Annotated in this window: 10 protein-coding genes and 1 pseudogene; 9 read left to right on the top strand and 2 right to left on the bottom strand. The window is 53.3% G+C overall.

Translation table 11 applies throughout. The annotated features are described in order from the left end of the window. Positions 1-49: 49 nt before the first annotated feature. A complete protein-coding gene (locus QRY16_RS13270; protein WP_193404406.1) occupies positions 50-328 on the bottom strand; it encodes a DUF2756 domain-containing protein in 279 nt (92 codons plus the stop codon). Positions 329-527: 199 nt separating this feature from the next. Here QRY16_RS13270 and ggt point away from each other — a divergent pair, with 199 nt between their 5' ends. From ggt to gntU, 5 genes are all read left to right on the top strand, one after another. Continuing rightward, positions 528-2,279 carry a gamma-glutamyltransferase gene (ggt, locus tag QRY16_RS13265; RefSeq protein ID WP_289776915.1) on the top strand — a complete coding sequence of 584 codons (1,752 nt, stop codon included), beginning with the start codon at positions 528-530 and terminating at the stop codon, positions 2,277-2,279. A 467-nt stretch (positions 2,280-2,746) separates the two neighbouring features. Continuing rightward, complete coding sequence (locus tag QRY16_RS13260; RefSeq protein WP_289776914.1) at positions 2,747-3,442, top strand: pirin family protein; 696 nt, start codon at positions 2,747-2,749, stop codon at positions 3,440-3,442. A 92-nt stretch (positions 3,443-3,534) separates the two neighbouring features. Further along, a complete protein-coding gene (gene gntR, locus QRY16_RS13255; protein ID WP_289776913.1) occupies positions 3,535-4,530 on the top strand; it encodes a gluconate operon transcriptional repressor GntR in 996 nt (331 codons plus the stop codon). Positions 4,531-4,668: 138 nt separating this feature from the next. Next, complete coding sequence (gntK, locus tag QRY16_RS13250) at positions 4,669-5,205, top strand: gluconokinase (protein ID WP_193404409.1); 537 nt, start codon at positions 4,669-4,671, stop codon at positions 5,203-5,205. Positions 5,206-5,208: 3 nt separating this feature from the next. Beyond that, on the top strand, positions 5,209-6,549 hold the full coding sequence (gntU, locus tag QRY16_RS13245; protein ID WP_193404410.1) for a gluconate transporter: 1,341 nt from the start codon (positions 5,209-5,211) through the stop codon (positions 6,547-6,549). Positions 6,550-6,589: 40 nt separating this feature from the next. Here gntU and QRY16_RS13240 read toward each other — a convergent pair whose 3' ends face one another. Then, complete coding sequence (locus QRY16_RS13240) at positions 6,590-7,183, bottom strand: YhgN family NAAT transporter (protein ID WP_289776912.1); 594 nt, start codon at positions 7,181-7,183, stop codon at positions 6,590-6,592. A 220-nt stretch (positions 7,184-7,403) separates the two neighbouring features. Here QRY16_RS13240 and asd point away from each other — a divergent pair, with 220 nt between their 5' ends. From asd to QRY16_RS22320, 4 genes and pseudogenes are all read left to right on the top strand, one after another. Then, positions 7,404-8,510, top strand: a complete 1,107-nt coding sequence (asd, locus tag QRY16_RS13235) for an aspartate-semialdehyde dehydrogenase (RefSeq protein ID WP_289776911.1) — start codon at positions 7,404-7,406, stop codon at positions 8,508-8,510. Between the two features lie 358 nt (positions 8,511-8,868). Continuing rightward, on the top strand, positions 8,869-11,052 hold the full coding sequence (glgB, locus tag QRY16_RS13230; RefSeq protein ID WP_289776910.1) for a 1,4-alpha-glucan branching enzyme: 2,184 nt from the start codon (positions 8,869-8,871) through the stop codon (positions 11,050-11,052). Beyond that, positions 11,049-12,110 (top strand): annotated as a pseudogene (locus QRY16_RS13225) (alpha-amylase family glycosyl hydrolase); the annotation flags it as partial. The gene glgB and the pseudogene QRY16_RS13225, both read left to right, overlap by 4 nt. Continuing rightward, positions 12,108-12,464, top strand: coding sequence for a GlgC family sugar phosphate nucleotidyltransferase (locus tag QRY16_RS22320; protein WP_496201184.1), 357 nt, complete (start codon positions 12,108-12,110; stop codon positions 12,462-12,464). The pseudogene QRY16_RS13225 and the gene QRY16_RS22320, both read left to right, overlap by 3 nt. The last annotated feature ends 14 nt before the right edge of the window (positions 12,465-12,478 follow it).

Genomic DNA, 12,478 nt, shown 5'->3' with positions numbered 1-12,478 from the left:
TTGATGCTATCTGCACCGATCGCATCGACATCATCGGCCCCGATTTTATTTAGTTCTGATTTTGCTGCTGGCCCGGCTGCGTTCTAATCACGCGCTGCTGGGCACTGTCACGCTGCTCCTGCATTTTGCGCTGCATATCCTGGTTCTGCCGCTGCTGGTCCTGCTGCAACTTCATTTTTTGCTGCTGCTGTTGAGTCTGCATCTGTGTCTGCATTCGCTGCTGACTTGGGTTATAACCCGGTCTGTTTGGCTCGTTAGTGTTATTCAGCATGTTCGCCATACTGGTTAACGGCAACAATACTGCGAATATGATCGTCCACTTCTTCATGTTACGTCCTCCGTAAATACGATCGCTGTTGTGTAAATCACCCTTAAAAAGGCCTACAGGTCGCAGCTCTAAGTGTATGCGTTATCACAGCTTTTGCCTTTAAAAGTGCGCCGTATTTGACTTAATCCTTACTATTTTGCTGTATTTGTAAACAGTTGCGGAAATGATAATAAATGTAAATAACTGAGGATGCGGCAGAATGACAAAACAAGGCAAAGTTCGCCAGCTCGGCTGGTCGTTGTTGATCTGTTTTACCGTCGTCAGCGGGGCCAGCGCGATTCTCTCGCAGACACCGCCCGTTTCTTATGGTGTCGATAGCGATACGTTCCATCCGGTGAGGGCGCAACACGGTATGGTGGCATCAGTGGATGCGACGGCGACCCGGGTGGGTGTCGACATACTGCGTCAGGGCGGTAATGCTGTTGATGCGGCGATCGCGGTGGGCTTTGCCCTTGCTGTGACGCATCCCCAGGCGGGTAATCTTGGCGGCGGTGGCTTCATGTTGATGCGCACCGCGTCAGGCCATACTACCGCGATAGACTTTCGTGAAATGGCGCCAGGCCATGCATCCCGCGATATGTTCCTTGATAAGCAGGGCAACGCCGACAGCAAGCTCTCACTGACTTCGCATCTCGCGTCCGGCACGCCAGGCACCGTTGCCGGTTTTGCATTAGCCGCGCAGAAATACGGCACGCTTCCACTCAGCAAACTGCTGGCACCGGCAATCAAGCTGGCGCGTGACGGCATTGTGGTGAACGATGCGCTGGCTGACGATTTAAAAACCTACGGTAAGGAAGTGCTGATTAATCACGCCACCAGTAAAGCCATCTTCTACAAACCGGACGGCACGCCCTGGCAGAAGGGCGATCGTCTGGTGCAGAAGAATCTGGCGCATAGTCTGCAACTCATCGCCCAGCAGGGGCCAGACGCCTTCTACAAAGGAGACATTGCTGATGAAATTGCCGGTGAAATGGCGCAGCATGGCGGCCTGATCAACAAAGCAGATCTCGCCGCTTATCGTGCAGTTGAGCGTAAACCGATCAGCGGCACCTATCGCGGCTATGAAATATTTTCTATGCCGCCGCCCTCTTCGGGTGGGATTCACATCGTACAAATTCTCAACATTCTTGAAAATTTCGATTTGACGAAAATGGGCTTTGGCAGCGCTGATGCGATGCAGGTAATAGCAGAAGCAGAGAAATATGCCTATGCCGACCGCTCTGAATATCTTGGCGATCCCGATTTCGTCAAGGTTCCGTGGCAGGCATTGACCAGCAAAGCCTATGCGAAGTCGCTGGCCCAGCAGATAGATGTGGCGAAAGCGCGTCCTTCCAGCGACATCAAACCGGGCAAGCTTGCGCCTTACGAAAGCAATCAAACCACCCATTTCTCGGTGGTAGACAAGAACGGCAACGCGGTGGCGGTGACTTATACCCTTAATACCTATTTCGGGAGCGGCATCGTGGCAGGCAATAGCGGTATCCTGATGAACAATGAAATGGATGATTTTTCTGCCAGGCCTGGTACGCCAAATGTCTACGGGTTAGTGGGCGGTGAAGCTAATGCGGTGCAACCAGCGAAACGTCCGCTCTCTTCAATGTCACCGACTATTGTGGCGAAAGCGGGCAAAACCTGGCTGGTAACAGGCAGCCCTGGCGGCAGCCGCATTATTACTACCGTGCTGCAGATGGTGGTAAACAGCATCGACTACGGTATGAACGTAGCAGAAGCCACCAATGCGCCGCGTTTCCATCATCAGTGGTTGCCGGATCAGCTGCGCGTTGAGAAAGGTTTCAGTCCCGATACGTTGCGCTTACTGGAAAATAAAGGTCAGCATGTAAACGTTCAGCCAGCCATGGGCAGCACGCAGAGCATTATGATCGGGCCAGATGGCACGCTCTATGGCGCTTCTGATCCGCGCAGTATCGACGACCTGAGCGCGGGCTATTAAGCTCCCAGGACGCCTTGCCGGTACTTTTTAGCGAGATAAAATACAGCAGATTTTCAGGCGGCCGAATAAAATCCCTTTTAACATCAAGGGATTGGTTTTTGAATTAAATCAAAATTAATCTGAAAATGCCTTTACAAACGCGAATGATAATGATTATTATTGTCATGCGTTCTCGGGAAGTCTCTGGCATCCTTAGAAAGCACGACATTGCTCACATTGCTTCCAGTGTTTCTTAGCCAGCCGGGTGCTGGCTTTTTTTTGCCTGACAATCCTCCACTTCTGCACCCAAAGACAGAGCGTTACCGACTCTGCCCGCCTTCTTTTTACAGCATCATATGCTGCAGCAGGCTCTGCTTATCGATGCGTGATAACTGATTCATTTTTTTTGAACAGAGGCGTGAAGTTTTTCAGCTATCAATCCCGTGCTCTCAGGACCAGACTAGAAAAAACCTTGAGGAGAATTGAATATGATTTATTTACGTAAAGCGGAAGCGCGCGGACATGCCAGCCACGGCTGGCTGGATAGCTGGCACACCTTTTCGTTTGCTAACTATTACGATGCCAATTTTATGGGCTTTTCGGCGCTGCGTGTGATCAATGAGGATGTCATCGATCCGGGCCAGGGTTTTGGTACGCACCCCCATAAAGACATGGAAATCCTGACCTATGTACTGTCTGGCACCGTTGAGCACCAGGATAGCATGGGCAACAAAGAGCAGATCCCAGCGGGCGAGTTTCAGATCATGAGTGCGGGCACTGGCGTGCGGCATTCTGAATATAACGCCAGCAGCACTGAGGCGCTGCATCTGTACCAAATCTGGATTATTCCAGAACGTACCGGTATTGAGCCACGTTACGATCAACGCCGTTTCTCTGATGTGGAAGGTCGTCAGTTTATCCTGACGCCAGATGCGCGCGACGGTTCGCTTAAGGTTTATCAGGATATGACATTATCGCGCTGGGTATTTGCCGCAGGCGATAGTGACAGCATCGCGATTGAAGCCGGTCGCCGCATCTGGGTGCAGGTAGTAAAAGGTGAGATCAACGTGAACGGTGAGGTTGCCGCAACCAGTGATGCGTTGGCCATCTGGGATGAGTCTGCCCTGACTATTGAAGCTAACAGCGCTGCCGAAGTTTTGCTGTTTGATCTTCCCCCCGTTTAAAGCCTTAAGGGGCGCGCCTCGTCGCGCCCCAGTGGCAATTCCGTGACAATTTAGTGGTAGACTCATCGTAAATCCGACTTCAGGCGCTTACGATGAAGAAAAAAAGACCGGTATTACAGGACGTTGCCGATCGCGTCGGCATAACAAAAATGACCGTTAGTCGCTACCTGCGCAATCCTGAGCAGGTCTCTGCGGCGCTAGGCGAGAAAATTGCCGTCGCGCTGGATGAGCTTGGTTACATTCCTAATCGCGCTCCCGATATGCTTTCTAACGCCACCAGTCGCGCTATTGGTGTGCTGCTGCCTTCGCTTACCAACCAGGTTTTTGCCGACGTGCTGCGCGGCATTGAAGCCGTCACTGATGAGGCGGGCTACCAGACGCTGGTGGCGCACTTTGGTTACAACCCGCAAAAAGAAGAGCTGCAATTACGTTCACTGCTGGGCTGGAACATTGACGGCGTTATCCTGACGGAACGCGGCCATACGCCGGGTACGTTGCGTATGCTGGAAGTGGCAGGCATTCCGGTAATTGAAGTGATGGACTGCGTAACGCCGTGCCTGGATATGGCGGTGGGTTTTGACAACGTTGAAGCGGCACGTCAGATGACCCAGGCTATTCTGAAGAAGGGCCATCGCCACACGGTGTATTTAGGGGCGCGCTTTGATGAACGCACTCTGCAAAAGCAGCGCGGTTATGAAAAAGCGATGCAGGAGGCAGGGCTTACGCCGCATAGCGTGATGATGGAAGATGCCTCCTCGTTCAGCGCAGGGGGGGAATTGTTACGTGAAGCACAGCGTCTTTACCCTGAAACTGACAGCCTGTTTTGTACCAATGATGATCTGGCAGTGGGCGCGATGTTTGAGTGCCAGCGTCAGGGATTACAGGTCCCAATGCAAATGGCAATTGCCGGATTTCACGGCCATGACATCGCACAGGTTGTGACGCCGCGTCTGGCAACCGTATTGACGCCACGCGATCGCATGGGACGTGAAGCGGCCGCACTGTTGCTGGCCCGTATCGCGGGCGACCACAGCGCTAGCCAGCCCCTTGATGTAGGATTTGAAATAACGGAAGGCGGCAGCATCTGATTCTGACGAATATTTGAATCAGCTCACACTTTTATGCTTTTCCGGGTAAAAAGGTTGCCAGGCCGCGAAGCGGTCAAGACAATAAGGATCGGTATTGTTATCGGTAACATTGGCAAGTTCATCTGCCGGAGCAGAAAAATGACAACGCATTCCCCGTCGCATCATGTCTTTATCCTGATGGGCGTTTCAGGCAGCGGTAAATCTGCCGTCGCCAACCAGGTTTCGCAACAACTGAATACCGCCTTCCTCGACGGTGATTTTCTCCATCCACGCGCCAACATTATGAAAATGGCCAAGGGCCATCCGCTGGATGACAACGATCGCCAGCCGTGGTTGCAGGCGTTGAATGACGCCGCGTTTGCAATGCAGCGCACGCAGGCGATTTCAATTATTGTCTGCTCGGCACTGAAAAAGCGTTACCGTGACATCCTGCGTCAGGGTAATGACAATCTGCGTTTCATTTATCTGAAAGGTGATTTCGATACCATCGAATCCCGGTTGAAAGCGCGTAAGGGGCACTTCTTTAAGCCGCAAATGTTGGTGACGCAGTTCGCCACGCTGGAAGAACCTGGCAACGATGAGCCGGACGTATTAATGGTGGATATTGATCATTCACTGGACGAGGTTGTAGCGGCTACGGTTGCGACCATCAAGGAAGCAATCAATCAAGGCTAGTCAATGAATACCGCAACACTCGTTTTGACCGCAGCAGGCTCAGTCCTGCTGCTGCTTTTTTTGGTAATGAAAGCCCGCCTGCACGCCTTTGTTGCTCTGATGCTCGTCTCAATTGGTGCCGGTCTGTTTTCCGGTATGCCGCTCGATAAAATTGCAGACACCATGCAGAAAGGGATGGGCGGAACGCTCGGTTTCCTTGCCATTGTCGTGGCGCTGGGAGCGATGTTCGGCAAAATACTGCATGAAACCGGTGCAGTGGATCAAATAGCGAAACGGATGCTGAGTACCTTTGGCGAAAGCCGGGCGCATTACGCGATGGGGATTGCTGGCTTGATTTGTGCGCTGCCGCTGTTTTTTGAAGTGGCGGTGGTGTTGCTAATCAGCATTGCGTTTGCCGTGGCGCGTCGCACCCAGGGTAATTTAGTGAAACTGGTGATCCCACTGTTCGCGGGCGTTGCCGCTTCGGCTGCCTTTCTGCTGCCGGGGCCAGCGCCGATGCTACTGGCCTCGCAGATGCATGCCGATTTTGGCTGGATGATCCTGCTGGGCTTGTGCGCTGCCATTCCCGGCATGCTGATTGCGGGTCCGCTGTTTGGCAACTTCATTGGTAATCACGTCACCTTCAGCGCACCGCCGGAAGATCACCAGCCTGATGTTGATGAAAGCAAGCTACCGTCGTTTAGCTTTAGCCTGGCGCTGATTTTATTCCCGCTGGTGCTGGTTGGCCTGAAAACCATCGGCGCGCGTTTCACCACCGAAGGGACTTCGCTGTATGAATGGCTGCAATTTATTGGCCATCCCTTTACCGCGATTCTGCTGGCGTGTCTGGTGGCGATCTATGGTCTGGCTTACCGTCAGGGCATGGATAAAGAGAAGGTGATGCAGGTTTGCGGTAGCGCGCTGCAACCGGCCGGTATCATCCTGCTGGTGATTGGCGCGGGCGGCGTGTTTAAGCAGGTGCTGGTGGATTCGGGCGTGGGACCGGTACTCGGTAATGCGCTGACGGGCGCAGGTCTGCCGGTTGCGCTGGCCTGCTTTATTCTGTCTGGCGCGGTGCGCGTTATTCAGGGGTCTGCAACCGTTGCGTGTTTAACAACCGTTGGCTTGATTATGCCGGTGATTGAGCCGCTGCATTACAGCGGTGCGCAACTGGCGGCGCTGTCGATTTGCATTGGTGGCGGTTCGATTATTATTAGTCACGTTAACGATGCCGGTTTTTGGCTGTTTGGCCGCTTTACCGGTGCCAGTGAAGCGGAAACGCTGAAAACCTGGACGCTAATGGAAACCCTTCTCGGCACGGTTGGGGCTGTTGTCGGCATGATTGCATTTGAGTTGCTCTCTTAATGCAGTGAGGCGGGTTTAAAGCCCGCCTCAGCCTGATCGTTTAAAGCTTTAAATACACCCGGATCCCATCCAAAAACATCTGCGTTGCCAGCATAATCAAAATCAGCCCCATCAGACGTTCCAGCGCGTTCACGCCTTTATCACCAAGCAATTTCAGAAACAAACCTGACAGCAACAGAATCACTACGGTGATGCCCCAGGCGAGCAGCAGCGCACCGACCAGATGCGACATTTGATGGGGATATTGATGCGACAGCAGCATCAGGGTTGCCAGCAGCGATGGCCCGGCGACTAAAGGGATCGCCAGCGGCACGAGGAAAGGCTCTTCGCCAGCAGGCAAACCGGTGCTGCTGCTCTCCGGCGAAGGAAAAATCATTTTAATGGCGATCAGGAACAGGATCACGCCGCCAGAAATAGAAACGGTTTCAGTGCGCAGATTCAAAAACGCCAGGATGCGTTCACCGGCAAACAAAAACAGCAACATAATTGTCAGCGCAATCAGCATTTCGCGGATTAACACCACACGTCGCCGTCTGGGTTCCAGATGCTTTAAAACCGACATAAAAATCGGCAAATTGCCCAGTGGATCCATAATTAACAACAATAATATTGTTGCAGAAATCATTTCAGTCATTTGTTTTACGTCGTCTTGTTGCCGGAAAACCGGCGTTATTAGGAACGCTGCTGAAAAAGTTAGCGCTATCGCATTAATTCACTTGCCAGAAATGCTGCATTTTGTAGAGTTGATGGTCACAGGTAAATCTGATTATTACGCAGAGTGGCGTGAAAGTGACATTCTGCTCTTCCCATTGATAGAAAGTCAGGTGATGCATACAACCTGAAACGGGCACAACATGAAGAATGTAGGTTTAGTTGGTTGGCGCGGTATGGTCGGCTCAGTGCTGATGTCGCGCATGATCGAAGAGCGTGATTTTGATGTTATCAATCCGGTCTTTTTCTCCACCTCACAACATGGCCAGGCGGCGCCGGAATTTGGCGGTAAACGCGGCGTGTTGCAGGATGCGTTTAATATCGATGCGCTGAAAGCGCTGGACATTATTATCACCTGCCAGGGTGGCGACTACACCAGTGACGTTTATCCGAAGCTGCGCGCCAGCGGCTGGAAAGGGTACTGGATTGATGCGGCCTCCACGCTGCGTATGCAGGATGATGCCATTATTATTCTCGATCCGGTCAACCATCAGGTCATTCGGCAGGGCATCGACAGCGGTATCACTACCTTTGTTGGCGGTAACTGCACCGTAAGCTTGATGCTAATGTCGCTCGGCGGCCTGTTTGCTCAGGATCTGGTTGAGTGGGCATCGGTTGCCACCTATCAGGCGGCGTCGGGTGGCGGCGCACGTCACATGCGTGAACTGCTGACGCAAATGGGTATGCTGCACGATCACGTAGCGAAATCGTTGCAGGATCCCGCCTCAGCGATTCTGGATATTGAGCGCAACGTCACCGACTTTACCCGTTCCGGCACTTTACCAACCGATAATTTCGGCGTGCCGCTCGCCGGTAGCCTGATTCCGTGGATCGATAAGCAGCTTGAAAATGGTCAGAGCCGTGAAGAGTGGAAAGGCCAGGCGGAAACTAACAAGATTCTGCGCACTCAACACACCATTCCGGTGGATGGTTTGTGTGTACGTGTGGGGGCACTGCGCTGCCACAGTCAGGCATTCACGCTAAAACTGAAAAAAGATCTGCCGCTGGCTGAGATTGAACAGCTACTGGCATCGCATAATGAATGGGTGAAAGTGGTGCCAAACGATCGCGAGCTGACGATGCGTGAACTGACACCCGCTGCTGTTACCGGCACGCTGAACACGCCAGTTGGCCGCCTGCGCAAGCTCAACATGGGGCCGGAATATCTCTCCGCCTTCACAGTGGGCGATCAGCTACTGTGGGGCGCGGCTGAACCGCTGCGTCGCATGTTGCGTCTGCTGGTAGACTAAACTTCTCCTCTCTTCATCAAAGCCGGAAATGTCCGGCTTTTTTGCATTTTATACTGTAATAAGTCAAATCGTTTCGCTTGCTATAAGTGATCAGCTTCCCCTTTTTGATTGTTAGTAAATAATTTTTCGCTTTCTGCCCTGGAAAATTCCAACGCCAAGCTATGATTTAGCAATGATGTGCCGCTAGTTGACTGTTTTGATTTCCGAACTGAATGGTTGTTGTACACGGCAAAGAATCTTCCCCATGGACTGGCTCTCTCCCTTGTCGTTGTACGCATGGCTCAATGAAGAGCAGCGCATCTGATGCGCGCGAAAGATCGCGCCCATTTCGCCTGCCAAATATCACAGGAAGAAAGTCATGTCAGAGCTTCCCGATCGCCAGGCGATCAACGCCCTGTTTGCGGGTAATTATGCCGATCCCTTTTCGTTACTGGGGATGCACCAGACTGAACATGGCCTTGAAGTGCGGGCTTTGTTACCCGAAGCCTCGGAAGTCTGGGTCATTGAAACGAATACCGGACGAAAACTTGCCCAACTCAAGTGTGTCGATTCACGTGGTTTTTTCAGCGGCGTCATCCCGCGCCGCAAAAATCCTTTCCGCTATCAGTTGGCGGTGAACTGGCACGGACAACAAAACCTGCTGGATGATGCTTATCGCTTTGGCCCCCTGCTGGAAGAGATGGATGCGTGGTTACTGGCGGAAGGCACACACCTGCGGCCTTATGAAACGCTGGGCGCCCATGGCACGGTCATCGATGGCGTCAGCGGGACACGTTTCTGCGTGTGGGCGCCAAACGCGCGCCGTGTTTCCGTGGTCGGTGATTTTAATTTCTGGGATGGCCGCCGTCATCCCATGCGGCTGCGTCGCGAAATGGGCATCTGGGAACTGTTTGTGCCGGGGGCTTTTAACGGCCAGCTATACAAATTTGAAATTATTGATGTTAACGACAAGCTACGCATTAAAGCCGATCCCTTTGCTTTTGAAGCGCAGATGCGTCCAGAAACGGCTTCAATGATTTGCGGCCTGCCGAACAAACTGGAGATAAAAGCCGAGCGCAAAGCGGCGAACGCGTTTGATGCGCCCATCTCCATCTATGAAGTCCATCTCGGCTCCTGGCGTCGCCACACCGACAACAACTTCTGGCTGAGCTACAAAGAGCTGGCTGAGCAACTGGTCCCTTACGTTAAAGAGATGGGATTCACCCACATTGAACTGCTGCCGATTAACGAGCATCCGTTTGACGGCAGCTGGGGGTATCAACCGCTGGGCATGTACGCGCCGACGCGCCGCTTTGGTACGCGGGATGAATTCCGACAATTTATTGCCAGCGCCCACGCTGCGGGTCTGAACGTGCTGCTGGATTGGGTTCCTGGTCATTTCCCCAGCGATGATTTTGGCCTGGCGAAGTTCGATGGTACTGAACTCTACGAGCACAGCGATCCGCGTGAAGGCTACCATCAGGACTGGAACACGCTGATTTACAACTTTGGACGCCGCGAAGTCAGCAACTATTTATCGGGTAATGCGCTGTACTGGATGGAACGCTTCGGCATTGACGGCCTGCGCGTTGATGCGGTGGCATCAATGATATACCGCGATTACAGCCGTGCCGAAGGGCAGTGGATTCCCAATCACTATGGTGGTCGGGAAAATCTCGAAGCGATTACCTTCCTGCGTTATACCAATCGCACGCTGGGCCACGCTGCACCAGGTTCAATTACCGTGGCGGAAGAGTCTACCGATTACCCTGGCGTATCACGTCCACCGGAAAGCGGCGGGCTGGGTTTCTGGTTCAAATGGAACCTCGGCTGGATGCACGACACGCTCGACTATATGAAGCTTGATCCGGTACATCGTCAGTATCATCACAACCTGATGAGCTTTGGCATGATGTACAACTATACCGAGAACTTCGTGCTGCCGCTGTCGCATGATGAAGTGGTGCATGGTAAGGGTTCCATTCTTGACCGTATGCCGGGCGATGCATGGCAAAAATTTGCCAACCTGCGTGCTTACTATGGCTGGATGTGGGCCTTCCCCGGCAAAAAACTGCTGTTTATGGGGAATGAATTTGCTCAGGGCAAAGAATGGAATCACGACGTCAGCCTTGACTGGCATCTGCTGGAAGGCGGTGACAACTGGCACAACGGCGTGCAGCGCCTGGTGCGCGATCTTAACTTTACCTATCGCCATTATACCCAGCTTTATCAGCTCGACTTCGAACCTGAAGGCTTTGAATGGTTAGTCGTCGATGACTTTGAAAACTCGGTGTTTGCCTTTGTGCGTCGCGATCGTGAAGGCAACGAAATGATTGTCGTCAGCAATTTCACGCCGGTGCCCCGTCCGGCATATCGCTTTGGCGTTAATCAGGCAGGTGGCTGGCGTGAAGTGTTAAACACCGATCAGCATGAATATCACGGCAGCGATGTACGCAATCATCGGGTGTGGACCGATCAGATTGACAGTCACGGTCGGCCACAATCGCTCAGCCTGAACCTGCCACCGCTTTCAACCGTGTGGCTGGTGCGGGAGGGTGAATGACGTTGAAACCTGGCCGTATTGCGCCGTTAGGCGCCAGTTACGATGGCAAAGGCGTCAATTTTACGCTGTTCTCGCAACATGCCGAGCGTGTTGAACTTTGCCTTTTCGACGATTACGGCCTTGAGCAACGCTTTGATTTACCGGGCTGCCACGACGGGATCTGGCACGGCTATTTTTCCGCGCTCAGGCCGGGGCAGCGTTATGGGTATCGCGTACACGGTCCCTGGGCGCCGGAACACGGGCATCGCTTTAATCCGGCAAAGCTGTTAGTCGATCCCTGTGCTCGCGCAGTCGCGGGTGATGTGCCGGATGACCCGCGCTTCAACGGTGGCGAGACCGCACCTGATCTGCTGGACAATGCGGCGTTAGCGCCAAAGTCGCTGGTGGTTGCGGAAGATTTCGACTGGGAAGATGATGTCGCACCCAACACGCCCTGGGGTAAAACGGTTATTTACGAAGCCCATGTGCGGGGATTCACTAAACAGCATCCGGAAATTCCGGAAACGCTGCGCGGGACTTACGCGGCGCTGGGCCATCCTGTTATGGTGGATTATCTGCGCCATCTTGGTATTACCGCGCTTGAACTGCTGCCGGTTGCCCATTTCGCCAGCGAGCCGCGGCTTCTGCATCTGGGCTTGAGCAATTACTGGGGCTACAACCCGTTTGCCCTGTGGGCGATCGATCCGCGTTATGCCTCCGGTCAGGAAGGTTTAACGCCCTTACAGGAGTTTCAGCAGGCGGTAAAAAACCTGCACGCCGCAGGCATCGAGGTCTTGCTGGACGTGGTGTTTAACCACACCGCCGAGCTAGAGGAAATCGGCCCGACGCTCTCTATGCGCGGCGTTGATAATGCCAGCTATTACTGGCTGAACGAGCAGAGCGAGTACCAAAACTGGACCGGCTGTGGTAACACGCTCAACCTCCATCATCCACGCGTGATGGAGTGGATGCTGGAAGCGTTGCGTTATTGGGTACGCGTTGGCCATGTTGATGGCTTTCGCTTTGATCTTGCCACGGTGCTGGGCCGCACGCCGGATTACCAGCGTGATGCGCCGCTGCCACCTGCGAAGTTTGTCCAGGACCGCTCCGGTAGTCATGGCATGACGATGAACTCCTTAGTCTCCGGCGGCTGCATCATTTCTGGTTCAGTGGTGGTGAATTCGGTTTTATTCCCGCGCGTACGCATTAATTCATTTTGCAATATTGATTCCACCGTGCTGCTGCCTGATGTGGTCGTGGGCCGATCCTGTCGTCTACGCCGCTGTGTGATTGATCGTGCCTGCGTGCTGCCAGAAGGCATGGTGGTTGGCGAAAATCCTGATGAAGACAGCCGGCGGTTTCACCGTTCGGAAGAGGGCATCGTACTGGTTACCCGTGCCATGTTGGCCAAACTGGCTAATGCGGGACAGTAAGCGATAAGCGGCAC

This window comes from Mixta mediterraneensis (assembly GCF_030283135.1).
Classification (GTDB): Bacteria; Pseudomonadota; Gammaproteobacteria; order Enterobacterales; family Enterobacteriaceae; genus Pantoea; species Pantoea mediterraneensis.
This window is presented reverse-complemented; position numbering and strand designations above follow the sequence as displayed.

Excerpts from the sequence above, each read along its gene's own strand:
- QRY16_RS13270 (WP_193404406.1), bottom strand. The coding sequence starts at position 328 with ATGAAGAAGTGGACGATCATATTCGCAGTATTGTTGCCGTTAACCAGT.
- ggt (WP_289776915.1), top strand. The coding sequence starts at position 528 with ATGACAAAACAAGGCAAAGTTCGCCAGCTCGGCTGGTCGTTGTTGATC.
- QRY16_RS13260 (WP_289776914.1), top strand. The coding sequence starts at position 2,747 with ATGATTTATTTACGTAAAGCGGAAGCGCGCGGACATGCCAGCCACGGC.
- gntR (WP_289776913.1), top strand. The coding sequence starts at position 3,535 with ATGAAGAAAAAAAGACCGGTATTACAGGACGTTGCCGATCGCGTCGGC.
- gntK (WP_193404409.1), top strand. The coding sequence starts at position 4,669 with ATGACAACGCATTCCCCGTCGCATCATGTCTTTATCCTGATGGGCGTT.
- gntU (WP_193404410.1), top strand. The coding sequence starts at position 5,209 with ATGAATACCGCAACACTCGTTTTGACCGCAGCAGGCTCAGTCCTGCTG.
- QRY16_RS13240 (WP_289776912.1), bottom strand. The coding sequence starts at position 7,183 with ATGACTGAAATGATTTCTGCAACAATATTATTGTTGTTAATTATGGAT.
- asd (WP_289776911.1), top strand. The coding sequence starts at position 7,404 with ATGAAGAATGTAGGTTTAGTTGGTTGGCGCGGTATGGTCGGCTCAGTG.
- glgB (WP_289776910.1), top strand. The coding sequence starts at position 8,869 with ATGTCAGAGCTTCCCGATCGCCAGGCGATCAACGCCCTGTTTGCGGGT.